General features: G+C 46.7%; 12 protein-coding genes and 2 pseudogenes. 12 read left to right on the plus strand and 2 right to left on the minus strand.

The window, feature by feature from the left end; genetic code table 11:
* Positions 1-501: 501 nt before the first annotated feature.
* The 11 genes and pseudogenes from DX130_RS03815 to DX130_RS03865 form a co-directional block, all read left to right on the plus strand.
* The gene (locus DX130_RS03815) at positions 502-2,235 is read left to right on the plus strand and encodes an ABC transporter ATP-binding protein (protein WP_116042964.1); all 1,734 of its coding nucleotides are present in this window, start codon (positions 502-504) and stop codon (positions 2,233-2,235) included.
* The gene (locus DX130_RS03820) at positions 2,228-3,958 is read left to right on the plus strand and encodes an ABC transporter ATP-binding protein (protein WP_116042965.1); all 1,731 of its coding nucleotides are present in this window, start codon (positions 2,228-2,230) and stop codon (positions 3,956-3,958) included. The genes DX130_RS03815 and DX130_RS03820 overlap by 8 nt, the downstream gene beginning before the upstream one ends.
* A gap of 53 nt (positions 3,959-4,011) precedes the next feature.
* Positions 4,012-4,569 (plus strand): annotated as a pseudogene (locus DX130_RS03825) (histidine phosphatase family protein); the annotation flags it as partial.
* A gap of 495 nt (positions 4,570-5,064) precedes the next feature.
* Positions 5,065-6,318 (plus strand): ABC transporter substrate-binding protein, encoded by a 1,254-nt coding sequence (locus tag DX130_RS03830; RefSeq protein WP_165861144.1) that lies wholly within the window; start codon positions 5,065-5,067, stop codon positions 6,316-6,318.
* A gap of 229 nt (positions 6,319-6,547) precedes the next feature.
* Positions 6,548-8,038, plus strand: coding sequence for an aminotransferase-like domain-containing protein (locus tag DX130_RS03835; RefSeq protein ID WP_116042970.1), 1,491 nt, complete (start codon positions 6,548-6,550; stop codon positions 8,036-8,038).
* 43 nt (positions 8,039-8,081) lie between these two features.
* The gene (locus DX130_RS03840) at positions 8,082-9,020 is read left to right on the plus strand and encodes a D-alanine--D-alanine ligase (RefSeq protein ID WP_116042971.1); all 939 of its coding nucleotides are present in this window, start codon (positions 8,082-8,084) and stop codon (positions 9,018-9,020) included.
* A complete protein-coding gene (locus DX130_RS03845; protein WP_116042973.1) occupies positions 9,013-10,197 on the plus strand; it encodes an aminotransferase class I/II-fold pyridoxal phosphate-dependent enzyme in 1,185 nt (394 codons plus the stop codon). Before DX130_RS03840 ends, DX130_RS03845 begins: the two co-directional genes overlap by 8 nt.
* A gap of 167 nt (positions 10,198-10,364) precedes the next feature.
* On the plus strand, positions 10,365-11,525 hold the full coding sequence (wecB, locus tag DX130_RS03850; protein ID WP_116042974.1) for a non-hydrolyzing UDP-N-acetylglucosamine 2-epimerase: 1,161 nt from the start codon (positions 10,365-10,367) through the stop codon (positions 11,523-11,525).
* Positions 11,526-11,653: 128 nt separating this feature from the next.
* Positions 11,654-12,895, plus strand: a complete 1,242-nt coding sequence (locus tag DX130_RS03855; protein ID WP_165861145.1) for a MerR family transcriptional regulator — start codon at positions 11,654-11,656, stop codon at positions 12,893-12,895.
* A 138-nt stretch (positions 12,896-13,033) separates the two neighbouring features.
* On the plus strand, positions 13,034-13,714 hold the full coding sequence (locus DX130_RS03860; RefSeq protein WP_116042977.1) for a SecDF P1 head subdomain-containing protein: 681 nt from the start codon (positions 13,034-13,036) through the stop codon (positions 13,712-13,714).
* Between the two features lie 12 nt (positions 13,715-13,726).
* Positions 13,727-13,983, plus strand: a pseudogene (locus tag DX130_RS03865) (M24 family metallopeptidase); the annotation flags it as partial.
* Between the two features lie 149 nt (positions 13,984-14,132).
* On the opposite strand, the gene DX130_RS03870 reads toward DX130_RS03865, so the two are convergent.
* Both DX130_RS03870 and DX130_RS03875 read right to left on the minus strand, forming a co-directional pair.
* Complete coding sequence (locus tag DX130_RS03870; protein ID WP_116042979.1) at positions 14,133-15,122, minus strand: hypothetical protein; 990 nt, start codon at positions 15,120-15,122, stop codon at positions 14,133-14,135.
* 25 nt (positions 15,123-15,147) lie between these two features.
* Positions 15,148-15,741 (minus strand): SurA N-terminal domain-containing protein, encoded by a 594-nt coding sequence (locus DX130_RS03875; protein ID WP_165861146.1) that lies wholly within the window; start codon positions 15,739-15,741, stop codon positions 15,148-15,150.
* Between the two features lie 550 nt (positions 15,742-16,291).
* Between DX130_RS03875 and DX130_RS03880 the strand changes: the two genes are divergently transcribed.
* On the plus strand, positions 16,292-18,829 hold the full coding sequence (locus DX130_RS03880; protein WP_165861147.1) for a fibronectin type III domain-containing protein: 2,538 nt from the start codon (positions 16,292-16,294) through the stop codon (positions 18,827-18,829).
* Positions 18,830-18,841 lie beyond the last annotated feature (12 nt).

Here is an 18,841-nt window from a genome sequence, read left to right on the forward strand (position 1 = left end):
GCGTCTCAGCAGTTACCATATTTTCCATATGGGCATCTTTTCCTGAAATGTCGAATCCGCCAACAGTGGATTTACTAGATTGAAATGTTAAATAGGGATATGCCTTTTCCAATGGTAGCTGGACGTAGATCTTCATATACTTCGTTCGATAGCAACATTGCTTCTCGATGAAGTGTTTTGGCCTTTTTTGCACGTTCAAGTTGTCCAAGCCTTAAAACATTCAAAGGAAGTAAGGACACTTGTATATTCTCCAAAAAAGTCCATTTTCCTTTGAAGAATCACAAAAAATTAAATCGAATAATGGATTGCCTACGTAATAGTTATCCCTCTTTATTCGCTACTTGATTTGCTGTCTTTATTTGCGATTTCTGAGCCGAAACACGCCTATAATCTAATATTGAAGGCCTAAAAACACCTCTCGCACCATTGCTGTTTTATGGATAAAATTATGATAAGATTCTATAAATGGATAGTTCTACATTATAGTTAAAGGGGTGTTCCATGTCCATTTACCGGTGGATTCTATCGTATTTATTACACTATTGGAAGCAAATGCTGCTATTTATCGGATGCGGGCTCATCATTACTTCTGTTGAGTTGTCGATTACTAAATACGTTCAGTATTTTGTTGACCGCATAGTTCCGAACAAAATGATGGACACCTTTTTATGGAGCCTGTTATTTCTTGGCTTGTTGGTAGTAGTTATGCTGCTTGCTCAGGCATGGAGTACGATGTTGTCACGCAAAGTCGTGGAGCTTGCCTCCAAGGATCTCATGCTGAACATGTTTCGTCAGCTCCGCAAGCTGGGTTTTGCCTTTTTCGAGCAAAAGCCCGTCGGTGAAACGATTGGACTATTCCATACGGAACTGGCTGCTGCACAACGGATTATTCGGCAATATACGCCGGAGCTAATTCGTCATACGATCTCGCTGTTTATTATGCTGGCTTTTGTGATCACCCTTTCGTGGCGGCTTAGCGTCTGGATCATTCCTTTTTTCCTTCTCTATTATCTGGTTGGACCTTATTTTGAGAAAAAGGCCGCGACATGGACCAAGCAAGTCAATAAAGAACGTCAATTGGCCAACAAAGGGACGTATGACAGTGTTGCCGCGATTCATGAGGTGCGTGCTTTTGGGGCAAGCAAATGGAGCATTGACCGATTGATTCATCAAATTGCAGTTCTTCATGGAACGCAATTAAAACGTAATTTTTATGCATATGCCCGGGGAACGGTGAGGAGAATTACAATCGGCTTGGGAGCAGTCGCTATTTTTGCCAACGGCATATGGCTGGTGCAGCATACCCTTCTGACCGTGGGAGAGTTTGTTGCATACTCTATTCTCTACTTTCAAGTTATCCGCGTATTGACGGTAGTGGTCACCTTAACGACCGAACAGCGGTTATTATTGCAGCAGCTTGAGACCATCTATCATTTCATGCAAAAGGAACCTCAGGTACAGGAAAAAAGTCATACGATCTTTAATCCTGATATAAAAGGCCAGTTTGAGTTTCAAAATGTAAGCTTTAGTTATCCGAACCGTCCTAATGTCGTTCAACAGTTTTCTCTAAATATTAAGGCTGGGGAAAAGGTTGCGCTGGTAGGGACGAGCGGCGGCGGGAAATCTACGCTGTTAAAGCTCATTTGCAGATTTTACGACCCGGATCAGGGAGAAATCTATTTAGATGGCATTCCGCTTAAGGATTATTCCTTCTCGCAACTTCGTTCTTCGATCGGCTTTGTGTTTCAAGAGACTTATCTATTCGGCGGGACAGTTCGAGAAAACCTGTTGTTTGGCCATCCTGACGCATCGGAAAATGAAGTTGTCGCGGCGGCCAAAGCTGCGTACGCTCATGATTTTATTATGCAGTTGCCTAACGGGTACGACACTGTAGTCGGTGAGAGGGGAATCGTGTTGTCGGGCGGCCAAAAACAGCGAATCGCGATTGCTCGCATGTTTATTAAAAATCCGGCTATTGTGTTATTGGATGAAGCGACCAGCGCCTTGGACAATGTAAGTGAAAATGAAGTGCAGAAGGCACTTGATTCATTGCTGGCGGGAAGAACGACGATTGCAGTCGCACATCGTCTGTCTACTGTGAAACATTTTGACCGGCTAGTGGTTATTCATGAGGGCAGCAATGCTGAGCAAGGAAGTTATGAGCAACTGGTAGCGAGACATCAATTGTTTTACCGGCTCCTACAAGGCAGCGGAATGGAGGCCGCCCATGAGTAATTTCAGATGGCTGCTAGTGATGATTTCGTGGGTGCGCGTCGGTATCGGAATAGGACTTATTTTATTTACGATAAAAATTATAGCTAATCTCGGAATGACAGGCGTCCAAAAGTGGATTATTGACGATGTTTTTATAGCTGGAAACTATGACAGGGCTGTCTTGTATCTTTCCATATTTACGTTATGTTTAATTATTTTCAATTCCTTTCATGCCATCGCCGCAAAATATTTGGATGACAGCTCCTTTCAATTATTTCGCAAGTTATCTAGACAAATCATGCAGAAGCTTCACGCATGGCCGACGAGCAAGCTGCAAAAGGAACGGACAGGCAAGCTGGTCAATCATTTTTCCGGAGATATCGAGATTGTGTCGGCCATCGTCCCCGGTTTTATTCCGCAGGGAATCCAACATGGGGTCAGTTTAATTGCCATCGGCGCTTTCATCGGCTGGGCAAGTCCCGTTATTTTGCTTTTAATTCTGGCTGTCAGCGCCATTTATATTTGGCTTGCGCGATACTTCGGTCCTAAAGTGCAAAAGGCAGCAATGGAAGTGCGGAACCGAGGCTCTGATTTGCAAGTTCATATTGAGGAGAGTGTGTCGTCTACGCGGGAAGTGATCGCTTTTCATAGGCTGGACTGGGAGGAGCGCAAGTTTGCCGCCTTTTACAAGAAATATTTTAGCGCTGTCATAAGGGAAGGCAAGCTGCTGAGCAAGCAGCTGCTGCTTAGTGATCCGCTTCGCTGGATTGTGACACTGGCTGTTTTAGCCGTTGGCGGCTTGCTCGTTGTGAACAACTCGATGTCGATAGGTACATTTGTAGTGTTGTTTCAGTTTGCGATTCAGTTTATGACAGCGGCACAGGGATTGTTTAATTTTGCGATGCAAATCTCGGGCAGAATGGCCTCGGTGGAACGATTGAAGAGAGTATTGGAGCATGAAACATGGGAAGAAGGGAAGGAGCAGCTTCAGGGGCCTATTGCATCTATTTCATTTGACCAGGTAAGCTTCCGGTATGGAGAAGATTTGCCGCTCGTCCTGAAGGATTTATCCATCCATATACCGGCGGGTCAAAAAATTGCGTTTGTAGGCTCAAGCGGCGGCGGGAAATCTACGATTGCCCAATTACTTGTACGTTTTTATCCACTTCAACACGGCGAAATATTAATTAACGGAGAACCGCTTCAAGACATTCAGCGCAGCGATTGGTCGAGACGCGTCAATATTGTGTTTCAAGAACCTTATTTTTTCCCAGACTCTATTCGAATGAATTTGCTAATGGGCAGAGAACATTTGAGTGAAGAGCAAATTTATGCCGCGTGCGAGACGGCTCAAATTAAATCCTTAATCGATAGTTTACCGGAGGGGTTGGACACGGAGATAGGCGAAAGAGGCATCACATTGTCGGGAGGGCAGCGGCAAAGACTGGCCATCGCTCGTGCCTTGCTGGGAACTCCAGAAATTCTGATTTTGGATGAGGCAACTAGTGCCTTGGATTTAGAGACCGAAAGAATGCTTCAACATGCGGTAGATGAGGCCCGCAATGGATTGACAACAATTATAATTGCACATCGATTATCCACAATACAAAATGCTGATGTCATTTATGTCATGCAAGATGGAACAATTGTGGAGTACGGTAAACATGATGACATTCTATCGAAAGGTGGATTATATGCATCGTTGTTTGATAAGGAGCATAGTGTTGCAGGAGCAGTTTCATAGAATGGTTTTGAGCAGTGATATAATACAATGGAGGTACATATGCAAACAGTAATTATTTAGTAAGGCACGCTGACTCACCTAAGACGGAAGGAATAGAAATAACGAGAGGTTTAACAGAAAAAGGTCTGGCCGACGTTAAAGAAGTAACGGAACTGTTGAAGGATGAGGGTATTGAAGTTTATGTTTCTAGTCCCTATCGACGCGCAATCATAACAATTGAAGCTATGGCCTCCTCTACAGGCCATATAGTTACAACATTAGAAGAACTCAAAGAACAGGTTTTTTCAAATAGTGAAACACGAATGCCAGATGATGAGCTGGTGCCACTATTAATTAAATTATATGATGATTTCAATTTCGCTGGCCCAGGAGGAGAATCTAATAAAGATTGCCAGACTAGAGCAATAAATTCTATGAATAAAATTATAAGCTCCAACAAAGGAAAGAAAATTGCTGTTGGAACACATGGAGCTATAATGACGTTGATATTGGGATATTATCACAAACAATACAATCTTGACTTTTTGTTGAAGTTATCCAAGCCAGATATTTATAAGATGGTATTTAATGGTAATATTTTGGTCGAAGTGGAGAGAATTTGGGAGAGCTAGGATAAAATGATACGGGTGCGATGCAGCCATCTTGTAAATAAATTGTTCGACTTAGTTATCGTTTCTGCTTCATACTACTGGACATATTCGTTATTATATAGTTGTTCCAAACTTTCCATATCAAGTTACGGACTAATCAATCCGAAGTTGCTCACATGGTCTACTAACTTTTAGGCGTATCTTTTCAAATCCCTATTTTTTAAAAATAATGATGATTTAAGATACTCATTTACTTCAATAAACTAACAAAGTTATATGCATTCAAATTGGTTGCGATTCAATAGTAGTTAAAAAACGAGGAACCACCAGGGATGAAAAATCCAACAGGGTGGTTCTTTTTTTGCGACGCGACCATGCCATCATGCCTACTTATTTTTAAGTGATTCTACCAAAAAAATATATATTAATGTATAATTTTACTTGGAAATCTAGTTCTGAATTCGTAACACCTAAGCCCTCTTTTTAAAACTAAAAATGTATACAGGAGGTAATCTATTGAAAAAAATTTTCGTAATGTGCACATTAATTGTATTGATTATAGCGGGGTGCTCCAAAGTGGGTCCCGTACAGAAAGAAAATATAAAATTGTCGATTGGTGCTGTTGGGGGGACTATGGAAGAATTTCAAACGATAATTAACAACACCTTTCCAAATTATGAAATAACCTATGAGTTCCTTCTTTATAATGAAATCGAATCATTGTACGAAGAAAAGAAATTACCAGATATTATTCTTGATACAGATTCCGCGACCATCCCGCCCCATTTGCGGGATAAATTCAATACGGACTTAAGTCCTTTTATAAGCAAGGAGAATGTGGATTTAACCCAATTTGCCCCGGCTCTATTGGAAAGAAACTCCGGTGAGAACGGCGAGTTGTATGCGTTGCCTGTCCAAAGGATTTTAACCGCGTTATATTATAATAAAGCCCCTTTCGATGCTTTCGATATTCCCTATCCGACAGATGGAATGACTTGGGACGAGGTGATCCTACTTGCAAGTCGGTTCTCTGATTTTCCTAACGGATCGAAATATGTAGGTCTAGACCTTGTAAGTGGCAATGGAGTACAAATGCTATTAGATCAATACAACGTCACGTATTTGGATCCGCAAACCGATCAATTCAAATCATCTTCTGAATTACTGGAGGTGTTACAAAAGATTGATGAAGTTTATGAAAAGAATGGGAATAGACCGACGAGGAGTTTTTTGAGTTTCCCAGATGGCTTTTTGAAACACGGGACAACGGCAATGTATGCTGGTGTTCTGGGAGATCCAATCGTACAGGGAGCCGCCAACAATCAAGATATCGATTTGGTGACCTTCCCCCGAGTTGATGCCAGTTCCAATATGGGATCTGGAACGAGGGCAGTTTCTGTTCACATCAACAGTGAAAGTGAAAATAAAGAGAGCGCGTTTGAAATTGTTAAATATCTGGTAACGGTTGAACTGCAAAAGTTCTTGGTGGAAAATGGAGGAGGAAGTGTACTCAACGAATTTCCTCATAATGATGATTTTGGGAAAAATATATCGGAACTCCACAACAAAAATGTAAAAGCACTGTTTCAGATGGATCTTCCTGAATTAGATAGACCAAGCAAGTACGAGTGGATAGCCTATCAAGGGGCAGGCCCCTTATTGGCTGAGCTCATTATGGGCACAAAATCAGTGGACGACGTAATGGATGAAATGGAAAGTGCTGTGAATGAAGTGGTTATTGCGGCAAAAGCTAAGGAAGTAGAAGAGTAAGAGGAGGCGGAGGTGGGCACTATTTTCAATTAGTGTTTCTCTGTAAAATGGTTTCGTATTGTGAGGTTAGCCAGCTTAATCTGGTTAACCTCACTTTCTGTTATAAGGGTAAATAGTGATGCAGAAGTATCATAGATGCATAGGAACCACCCAAGGATGAAAAATCCAAGGGGGTGGTTCTTTTTTTCGTGACGCGACTATGCCATCATGTAAATGGGGGCGATGAACGATGTTCCAGGATTTCAAGCTCGTTGACGACCGACCGGTCGTGATCCAAGTGAAAGAATATATCCAACGTTTAATTATAAAAGGGGCGCTTCAGGGAGATCAGAAGCTGCCCTCTACACGAGAAATGAGCGGTCTGCTAAAAGTGAGCCGCAACACGGTAATTGCAGCCTATGAAGGCTTGGAGGAAGGCGGATTTGCGTATGCCGTTCCCGGCAAAGGCAGCTATGTATCCGCTTTGGCAGGTTATCTGGCCGAGGATAGCGCAGAAGCTGAAGATTCCGCGGGCTGGCAGTTCGACTGGAGAGCTAGAATGAACGATTATGCGGTGTCGGCTGTTGAGCTGGATATTATGAAGCCGGGCATTCGCGCTCCCAAAGAAACGATCTCGTTTACTAGCATCGCGCCAGATGAGCATTTGTTCGATCTGGGGGATGTCAGACGTGCCTTTTTGGATCGAATGGCCATTGAGGGACAGGTTCTTCTCAATTACGGCTATGCCAAGGGCTACAAGCCGCTGATCGACTACTTGATGCGTTATATGGAAAATAAGGGTGTCGATATAAGCGGCAAAGATATGCTCATCACAAGCGGATTTACGGAAGGCTTTGACATTGTGCTGTCGGCATTGCGTCCTGCTTCGCGACGTGGTGCGGCCATTTGTGAAAATCCGACTCATCATACCGCGATCAAAAATTTGCATCTGCAAGGCTATCAGATTACCGGCATTCCGATGGAGCGCGACGGTATTGATGTTGAAGAACTTGAGAGGGTTTTGCAACAGAAGAGCCGCACGTTTGATCTGGCTTATTTGACGCCTTCTTATCACAATCCGACTGGCATTGTCATGTCTCCGGCAAAGCGAAGCGCCGTTATGAAGCTAATGACGCGTTATGGGATTCCGGTGATTGAGGATGGATTCAACGAGGAGTTGCGTTACTCGGGCGCTCATATTGCGCCCTTAATAGCTACAGCAGGGCAAGGGAATGGAGTCATCTATATCGGGAGCTTCTCCAAAGTGCTGTTCCCTGGCTTGCGGGTTGGCTGGGTGTTGGCGGATCGGGAACTGATCGGCTATCTGGAAAGCATTAAGCGTGCCAGAAGTATTCATACCTCTACAATCGATCAATCGATTTTATATCAATATTTGCTCAACGGAAATTTCGATAAGTATGTCAGAAAAGCGCGTGCCGAGTATAAGCGAAAGTATGAGCTGACCAAAGCATGCTGTGAAGCTTATTTACCCCAGGCGGAGCTGTCTGGCGACGGGGGTCTGCATTTGTTTCTCACCTTCCCGACCGGCGTAAATACACGCCAGTTGTTAGATGCATGCAACGCGCAAGGGGTTATCTTTACCCCGGGAGACCGATTCTTTATTCATGAAGGCGAAGGAACAAATACTTTGCGGCTTGGTTTTTCACGAGTTGCGGATGAAAATATTAAGCGGGGAATTAGAATCATCGGAGAGCAGGCACGAAGTTTTCTGCGGACATAATGATGAACAGCGCATAACGACCTTTAGAAAATGAGGTGTCAACATGAAGATAGGTGTTATTATGGGCGGTATTTCTTCTGAACGTGAAGTTTCTCTGCACACAGGTCAAGAAATGATCCATCATTTGGATCGCAGTCGTTATGAAGTGGTGCCAATTGTGATCGATCAGCGAGCGGATTTAATTACTCAGGTTCTGCAGACCGGCATAGATTTGGGGCTTTTGGCGCTGCATGGCCAATATGGCGAGGACGGTACGGTGCAAGGCGCGCTGGATACGATGGGCATTCCGTACACCGGAAGCGGTATCCTGGCGAGCAGCTTGTGTATGAATAAAGAGCTGTCCAAGATGTTGTTGAAGGCGGCGGGCGTGCATACGCCTACAGGGCTTTGCTGGCATGGAATGAATGATTATAATCCGCAGGCGGTAGAACAGCTGGGTTATCCGGTTATTGTGAAGCCGAATACGGGCGGCTCCAGCATCGGTATTCAGCTTGTTCATAGTGAGAAGGAACTTCTGGCTGCTGCTCAGGAGGCATGCGGCCTGGATCAGGCGATCTTGATCGAACCTTATCTCCAAGGAACGGAAATAACCTGCTCGATTATCGATGGAGAGGTATTGCCGATTATCGGTATTCGCTCCGCCCATTCGGAGTGGTTCGACTATAGGGCAAAATATGAGGTCGGCGGCGCTGAGGAGAAGGTGATTCAGCTTCCACCCCTGGTAGAGCAGCGTGTGCGCGAGGCTGCCCTGACCAGCTATCGTCTGTTGCAATGCAAAGTCTATGCAAGAGTTGATATGATCGTATGCGAGGATATCCCATACGTGCTGGAAGTGAACACCTTGCCGGGCATGACTGCGAATAGTCTGCTTCCGAAGAGTGCGGCTGCAGCGGGAATCTCTTTCTCTCACCTGCTGGATCGTATTATCGACAGCTCTCTCCATGAGCGAAGACAAGAATGGGGGATGGTTCAACATGTTTAGTGAAGGGGGATCGGGCCATTTTTTATCCTCGCGTGTACGGGAGATTCAACCCTCGGGCATACGTGCTTTTTTTGATATGAAAGCTGCTAGCAAAGATACTATTTTCCTTGGGGTTGGAGAACCTGATTTCGTTACCCCGGAGAAGGTGCGTGAAGCTTGCATTCAAGCCTTGCGTGACGGACAGACGAAATATACCTCCAATGCCGGATTGATAGAGCTGCGGGAGGAGCTTTCGGCTTATCTGTCTTTCAGTTTCGAGCTGGATTATGATCCCGAGCAGGAAATAATCGTAACGGTAGGGAGTAGTGAGGCTGTAGATCTGGCACTGCGAACCGTTATTAATCCCGGTGATGAAGTGCTGGTTCCAGCGCCAAGCTATATTGCTTACGAACCGATTACCCACCTGCATGGTGGAAAGATCGTAGAAGTGGCGGCTTCGGCAAAGCAGCAGTTCAAGCTGACTTCACAGGCGCTGCAAGCGGCCATTACGCCTCGTTCGAAGGCTTTAATGATCAATTATCCATGCAATCCGACTGGAACGGTCATGACAGAGCAGGATTGGATGCCGATTGTACAACTTATTATAAAACACGATCTAGTTGTTATTTCGGATGAGGTGTACGCGGAGCTGACTTACGGGACAAAGCATGTCAGTATCGCCTCCTTGCCGGGCATGAAGGAGCGTACAATTGTTATAAGCGGTTTTTCCAAAGCGTTCGCAATGACAGGCTGGCGGTTAGGTTATGCATGCGGTCCGCGTGAGTTAATTGCGGGCATGCTGAAAATCCACCAGTACACGGCCATGTGTGCGCCTACTCTTGCACAGATTGCCGGGCTTGAGTCGTTGCGCTATGGCTTGGATGCCAAAGAGGAGATGAAGGCAAGCTACAATGAACGCCGCAAACTGTTTGTAGCCGGGTTGAATGCCATTGGACTTTCCTGTCATGAGCCTGAGGGAGCCTTCTATGCTTTTCCTTCAGTTGCTTCTACGGGCCTGTCTTCTGAGCAATTTGCGCTTCGGCTAATGGAGGAAGCGAGAGTAGCCGTTGTACCGGGTCATGTATTCGGATCAGGCGGAGAGGGCTATATACGCTGCTCCTATGCCACCTCGCTTGTCGATCTGGAGAAAGCGCTGGAGAGAATGGGAAGATTGGTGCGGATCATGCAGCCGATTTGATACAAGAGAGTGCTTCAACGTTCACTTCGGTGGGTTGAAGCTTTTTTTGTTAAGAACTTTTATTTTCGACTTGCATGTGACGTAACGTCACCGCTTACGCTGATTTTAATACAGCGCTGAAGCATAGGCTTATGCCTAATGTCTAAGAGAAAATGGAGGTTTTCAAATTGAATGCGAATCGCAAAAAAATAATGGTTATTTTCGGAACTCGGCCAGAAGCAACAAAAATGTGTCCGGTCGTGCAGGAGCTGAAGAAGCATTCGGAATGGTTCGATACGAAGGTTATTCTGACAGGGCAACATCGGGAGCAGCTCCATCAAGCGCTTGCTCATTTCGATATTCAACCGGATATTGATCTGAACCTTATGAAAGAAAGCCAATCCTTGGCCTACCTCACCTCTGCTGCAATTACCGGGTTGGACGAAGTTATCTCCGAGGAACGGCCGGACCTCATCCTCATACACGGGGATACGCAAACCGCTCTGTGCGGGGGATTGGTTGCTTTTTTCCACAAAATACCGGTCGGTCATGTTGAAGCGGGCTTGCGTTCACATCACAAATATTCGCCTTGGCCCGAGGAGATCAATAGACGAATTATTGATGTTGTAACCGACTTTATGTTTGCCCCAACATCGATTAATCAAGACAATCTGATTAGAGATGGCTACAAGGAACAGCATATTTACATAACAGGTCAAACCGCCGTCGATGCAGCCTTATTGACCAACCGCGAACATTACGTGTTTAACGAAGACCGATTGAATCATCTTGTTAATCAACCAGGCAGAATCATAACGCTGACAGCTCATCGAAAAGAACACTACGGCGCTCCAATGCTGCAAATGTTCCGTGCTATCCGGCGTATAGCGGACGAACATCCAGACACATCTGTCATCTATCCCGTTCATTTAAGTCCAACGGTTCGGGAGGCAGCTTATTGCATTCTATCGGGACATGATCGCATTCATTTGCTTGATCCCATCGACTACCCGGACATGATCCATTTATTATCGCGCTCTTATCTTGTCCTGAGTGATTCAGGAGGTCTTCAGGAGGAAACGCCTGTCTTTCACAAGCCGCTTGTATTAATGCGCGACACAACAGAGCGGCCGGAAGCGGTTGCGGCTAATGCTGTCTTTCTCGCGGGAACGGAAGAGTCGGCGATTCATGCAGTCACAACCAGACTGCTTACGGATAAAGAGTTCTATCATGCGATGTCCCATACGGTCAATCCGTTTGGAGACGGACAAGCTTCCAAACGAATCGTACAAATCATTGCTCGCCACTTTGGCTTCTTATCGGAGCTGCCCGTACCATTTGGCGTATAAACGAACCATAACGGCCTCTCTGCTATTTCGTAGAGAGGTTTATTTATTAAAAAGCTTGTAGATGACGTATGGTCATCTACTATACTGGTTTTAGATGGATAGTGAGAGAGTTAGACAATGGAGGGCTTATGATGCAGTTGCGAACAGGAGATTGGATGACCGCAGGACAATTTGCGGATAAGGCAGGTGTGACGATACGCACGGTACGCTTTTACGATAAGGTAGGGCTGTTGACTCCCAGCCACAGGACTGATTCGGGACATCGGTATTATACCAAGCCGGATTTGGCGCGACTCCAACGAATTTTGACATTGAAATACATTGGTCTAACCATTGATGAGATCAGCAGGATCGTTCATCGGGACGGAGACGAAGTAGATTTGAAGGAATCCTTAAGAGTTCAGAGCACCATTATCGGTCAGAAAATGGAGCATCTTCGTCTAGTACAAAAAACGGTGAAAGAAACGTTGTCACTGCTGGAAAGCTTGGAGGACGGGGAGGAAGGAGGGCCGGATTCGCCGGAAGAGGGTCGTGAAAGCAGTCCCGCATGGGAACTGTTCGCCTCTATCATCCGCGTCGTCAATCAAGAATATGAGAATGCGTTCAACCTTCAGACGAGAATTCATCTGCATGATGAATTCAGCACGAATCCATATAAGTGGCATCATTGGCTGTTCGATCGGCTAGACATCCCCGCTGGAAGCAAGATCCTTGAGCTGGGCTGTGGAGACGGGACACTATGGGAGCGCAATGCAGCCCGGATACCGTCCAACTGGGAGGTTACGCTAACTGATTTGTCGGATGGCATGCTGAATGATGCCAAGGAGCGGCTTGAGCATTGTGTGCCGTCTGACCGGTTCTGCTTTGCTACGGCTGATGCGCGTTCGATCCCTTATCCAGATGCAAGCTTCGATGCTGTGCTCGCCAATCATATGCTATATCATGTGAGTGAGCGCCATCAATCTCTAAAGGAAATCAGACGTGTTCTGAAGCCTGGAGGTATATTGTTCGCTTCGACGATGGGGACGAATCATATGAAGGAAGTGAAGGGACTTCTAAGCGCGTTTAATCCCAATTATGATACGGGACGTCAGGATTTTGCATGTGAGTTTGGTTTGGAGAATGGGGGGGATCAATTAGATGCAGCGGGTTTTTCAGATATTCGTTGTCAGCGATATGCGGATGGATTGCGGGTGATAGATGCCAAGCCGCTTATCGCATACATTCGAACGACGCCCGGCGGCCGGGAGAACTTGACTGACAGCCGCTTGTCCAAATTAGCCGCGTTGCTCAATGATACGATCAGCACGGAAGGTGCGATACATATTACTAAGGAAGTCGGTTTATTTATCGCTTGCCGCAAATCATGATATTCCTGTGCATTCATTGAATGCAAGGTCGTGGAGCATTTGAAAATACAATTACTAGGTGGATGGAGAAATGGTAGACTAGTGGAATAACATGTATTTCGCTACATACAACTTATTATTCATCGGGGGATAACAAGCATGCACTTAAATAGAATAGCTGTATATATAACAATCATAACGATGTTGATGGGGGTTAGCGCTTGCGCGAATCCTGGATTTGGAAATAAGAATCAGACAGGCTCCGATGAAGCGTTTGAAATCATGTACGAAGCTCGGTCGCTTGAGGATGACGATAGTGTGATTAACAAAGAATCGTTGTTAGACATAGCTATCGTAATGGAGCAGCTTATCGTTAAGGCGGGTAAAGAAAAACCCGAAATCAGCATTGCGGGGGATAATCGAATTCGAGTGAGCCTCTCTGAAAGTAATGGGGATGAATTAAACGAAATAAAAGAGGTTATTAACAAGTCGTTTACACTGAACTTGCGAAACTCGAAAGGCGTCATTGAAATGGATCGTTACGATTTTACACGCAATCAGGCACGTGTCGTATATGATTTTGACAATAACCCGGGGGTAGTCACGGATTTCACTGATGCGGCCAAGTTCGAAGAGTTGACGACACGACTAATGGGCCAATCCGTTACGATTAATATGGGGGATTTCGAGTTGACTCAGCTGCTCATCAACGCCCCTATTACAGAGGGCACCGCACTAATAACCGCCCAGTCTACTTACGATCAAGCAAAGGATTTGGCCCGCATGATCAATGTGGGCGCACTTCCGTTTGAATTGAAGGAGCTTACGAGAAAGCGTTGATTGGAGGGTGTGCGTGATTTCACCGGACACGGCATCGGACAGCACATGCATGAAGCGCCCGAATGGCTCCATTACGGACCAGTTGGCAAAGGCGTCCGGTTGAACGAAGGATTCGTATGTACGATCGAACCGATTTTGACTGCGGGCTTGCCGCGTGTGAAAATGGATTCGGCGGTTGGACCGCACGAACTGTGAGCGGCTCCCTGTCGGCTCAATATGAGCATACGATTGTGATTACGGAGGATGGATGGACCTTTCATACTGACTAACTTGTAGATGATCGGTATTCCACGGTAGATAGTATCGCTGAGAAACGCTTGTTCAATCCCCTACAGATTGCTTAAGATGGCGGCATACGAATCATAATCAGAAATGGCGGTACAGGATATCCTGTACCGCCATTTCTTTTAAGCTTAATTTATGAAGCGGGCTCAGCCAATGGCGGAGGAAGCCGGAAGCTCTGTTCGTTGCTTAGCAGCACGATTTGGCGATCGGTATAGAATCGGATGAAACCTTCCTGCTTGGAAGCGGTGTCGTAGCTCTGCCATTCGCCAACCTTCCAGCTTGATGGGTCAACTGACGCAATGAATAAATTGGAAGAGTTGCTCGGAACCTGATGTGACCAAACAGCGATAGCCGAATGGTCATCAGACAAGCGAATATCCAGATATTGTGTCTCATAAACCGATTGTTCAAGCAACGTGTGCAGCACACCTTCCGATGTGAGCAAGGAGATCGTAACGATGTTATCGTAATTTACAATCGAACTAAGATCCTCAGGAGGATCAAATCTAAGCAGATAACTTATTTTGTTGCCTGACTCCATTATACTTTGGAAAACTTGACCTCTCCAAGTTTTCTCGCCAGTGCTCCCGCTGTACATGACAAACTTCGGAGCGGGCGAGAAAGCAGCTTCCTGGATAAGCACTTGGTCGCCTGCCCAGAAATATGCCCCTAAAGTCGGTAGGTAGGGTTGTGTATCCAATACGGTAACCTTGCCCGTATCGATTGCATGAAGAGCCAGCGTCAGCGGACTGTCTATAACCTCCATGTTGAGAAATTGATAGACAAGTACGGATCCGTCATCCGACAGCTTCGCTCCCCGCTTCAACGTAGCGGGATCGCCGATTTCAGCCGCTTGTTGATCAGCGCCCACGATATAGAGATGGCCGAAAGATTCATATATAGTGCCATGATCGCTATGGCCGATATGAATCGCTTGATCCGCGTTGAATGTCGCGGGAATAGCGGTATCAGATGAGTTAACCGACGGTCCAGGTACGGAGTTGGTATCGCCTGCATCGGATGACACAGAGGACGAAGGAGATTGGTTAGCTGGATTGTTTCCACCAAAAAAGGTGCATCCAGACAAAAATACTATGATGATTATGAACGATACCAATCTCATGTTATCCCCTCATCCATCCTTGAATTTAACGTTCTGTATTCTCCAAGACATCCCAATTTACCTTTATGCTATTTATGTTGGCTTGCAGCAACTTCTTTTGATAAGAAGCGAAATCATCCCAACCTGTGATTTCTCCCTCATTTATCAGATGTTTTGGCAATTTGCCGCTAATAATAGCTTCCCGGTATGCGTCTTTTGTTGTCTTATCTTGCCAGAAGGAATCTTCATCCATGCCAGACAGGCGAATTCTCTCATCCATTAACGCAATCATTTCATGCTGGTCGCTGCCCCTCAGCATCTTTCGCTGTTCCTCGATGAAGCCGTTCACTTCCTCCTCAGTTGCGGTAAGTCCCTTGCTCTTGGCTTGTGAGAGCAGGAGCTCTGAAATCAACAATTGCTCCAATAGTTCTTGATCGGTAGGTTCAGATTGCTCCCCACCAAGCATCGATTGCGCCAGCGCGAAGTTTTGCTTGGTATCGATGAACCGCTCTGCGGTCACCTTGATCCCTTTGCCTTGAGCAAGTATCGGCTCGGACGGCAACGCCGGCAGAATGAAGCCGAAGACGGTGATGCCAACTGCAACGACGAAGAGTGATGCAAGTACTAGCCATTTCTTCAAGCTGTATCGCCTCCTGATGATTAGAGTAGTTAAGAGTATTAACGAATGAGCGGTAAAAAAGTTACATTTTTAGCGATTTCCCTCGACATTTTATGTGTTTTGATCAACTAGAAACACTATGGCGCAGAATCGAAGCGACAATCGCATTGACGGCATTCATCCATTTCATACCTGTTTTTACGCTGATACGCACGTTTCTTCTAATGCAGGGGCTAGCCCTCTATTATCTCATCATTTCTATGAACCATAGATTTTTCCCCTAGCACTATAGGAATATCTCCTTTCCAACGGGGCTTCCAGACTGCAAAATAAAGGTATCTTCTCCATTCATCCCAATACTCTTCATTATCCCGCGTTGTTATCTTCTTCTACTTCATGTTTTCAGCCTTTCCTGCCAGTCGTAAGCCGCAAACTCCTTTGTTGAAATGCAAGGCTCTTACTCTAGTTCCGTCTTATAGAAAGGGGGTGCTTTTTCGTCAGCCTATCAAATGTAATCGCTTACATTTCTGCTTCCATTCTTGTATTCAAATTCGAAGGGAGATTTGGAATCATGTATCGTTATGATCGAACGATGTCGCCGTTTCAACGGGTTTGTTTGGTTGCGCTTGCTGTTCTTGTCGTCTTGACGGGATCTCAATGGGGGGCTTCGACTGCGAAAGCGGCCGCGCCTGGTGGAAAAATAATAGTGGGCTATTGGCATAATTTCGATAACGGGTCTACCAATATTAAGCTTCGGGATATATCCCCAGATTTCGATGTGGTGCAGGTGGCGTTCGCCGAGCCGTCGGGCGGGGCACAGACAGGCAATATGGTTTTTACTCCATATAACGCGACGGTCAGTGAGTTTCAGGCGGATGTCGGCTTCCTGCAGGCACGTGGACAAAAGGTGCTTATCTCCATCGGCGGTGCCAACGGTACGATAGAGCTGAACACGGCGCAGGCGAAGCAGACCTTTGTCACTACGATGAAAAATATTATAAATCAGTATGGCTTTGACGGCTTTGATATCGATCTGGAGGGCAGCTCGCTAGCGCTAGGTGCGGGAGATACTGACTTTAGAAATCCGACCACGCCCAAAATTACGAATCTAATCGCAGCCTCCAAAGAAATAATTGCGAGCTATGGACCGAACTTTCTGCTGACGATGGCGCCGGAGACGGCTTATGTCCAAGGGGGAGCGAGCACATATGGCGGTCCTTGGGGGGCGTATCTCCCCGTTATTCATGCGCTGCGCAATGATATCGATTATTTGCATGTCCAGCATTACAATTCGGGCACAATGCTTGGTCTTGATGGTAAAGCTTATGCGCAGGGCACGCCGGACTTCCATGTGGCAATGGCAGAGATGCTGCTGGTAGGCTTCCCGGTTGGCGGAAATGCGAACAACGTCTTCCCGCCGCTCCGTCCCGATCAGATCGTCATCGGCTTGCCGTCTTCACCGCAAGCTGCGGGCGGCGGCTATACAACACCGGCGAACGTGCAGAAGGCGCTCGATTATTTGATCAAAGGCCAGTCATTCGGAGGTTCCTACGTTCTGCGCAACCCCGCTGGCTATTCGGAACTGAAGGGGCTCATGACCTGGTCCATTAACTGGGACAAATATTTCAACTACCAATTCTCCAGCAGCCACCGGGCTTATCTGAATCAATACGGAAGCGGAGGCGGAAGTGATGTAACGCCGCCGTCGCAGCCTACGAACCTGCAAGTGACAGCCAAAACTTCATCCAGCGTCAGCTTGTCCTGGAACGCTTCAACAGACAATGTAGGCGTAACGGGATACATCGTATCCTATGGCTCCAATGGGACGAACGTATCCGGCACAACAGCTGTCATTAGCGGTCTGTCTGCGAATACGTCCTATACATTCACGGTCAAGGCAAGAGATGCGGCGGGCAATCAATCCGCAGCAAGCTCGTCGGTGACGGTTACGACGGATGCTCCGGTCGTAGATGTAACGCCTCCATCACAGCCGACGAATCTTCAAGCTACAGCCAAAACATCAACGAGTGTCAGCTTGTCCTGGAACGCCTCGACGGACAATGTAGGCGTAACGGGATATACCGTCAGCTACGGTACGACGAGTGTAAATACAATCGCAACCAGCGCAACGATTAGCGGACTTGCACCGAGTACGTCTTATGCCTTTACGGTGAAGGCATATGATGCGGCTGGCAATATATCGGCAGCAAGTGTCTCGCTATCGGTCACGACTGATGCGGCTAACGTATGCTCCACTCAAGCTTGGAGCGCCGACACGGCTTATACGGGTGGCCAGCGAGCATCCTATGGCGGCATCGAATACGAAGCGAAATGGTGGACGCGAGGCGACCGTCCAGACCTGAGCGGCATTTGGGGCGTATGGAAGCTGATCGGACCGTGCGGCGGGGGAGCAGATACGACAGCTCCAACAGCGCCAACCAATCTGATCTCGACAGGCGCGACCCCTGCCAGCATCAGCTTGTCCTGGGGAGCTTCGACGGATAACGTCGGCGTGACGGGCTATACGGTCTATTATGGGACGTCCAGCGTCAATGTAACGGGAACCAGCGCGACGATTACCGGTTTGTCGCCGAACACGGCCTATACATTTACAGTGAAGGCTAGAGATGCGGCGGGCAACCTGTCGGCAGCCAGCAATGCAGCAACCCGGACGACGCCAGCGCAAAACGATACTGTTGCGCCAACAACGCCATCCAACTTGCAAGCAACAGCGGTTACGTCCTCAAGCGTATCGCTATCATGGGGAGCTTCCACTGATAATATTGGTGTTGCCGGTTACACGGTAAGCTACGGAACAACAAGCGTGAACATCACGGGGACAACAGCAGTCATTAGCGGCCTTGCGGCAGGAACGACATACACCTTCAGCGTAAGAGCATACGATGCGGCTGGCAATCAATCGACGAGCGCTGCTGTGCAGGCGACTACTACAGCTGTGTCAGGACCGGCAGCATGGGCAGCGAATGTAAGCTACAAGCTCGGCGATCTGGTCACATACGGAGGCCGCACATACAGCTGCCGCCAAAATCATACATCGCTTCCCGGCTGGGAACCTTCCAATGTTCCTGCGCTGTGGAATTTGGTATAGGGGAGGGGAGCG

It is taken from the genome of Paenibacillus paeoniae (assembly GCF_003388735.1).
GTDB classification, from domain to species: Bacteria; Bacillota; Bacilli; order Paenibacillales; family Paenibacillaceae; genus Pristimantibacillus; species Pristimantibacillus paeoniae.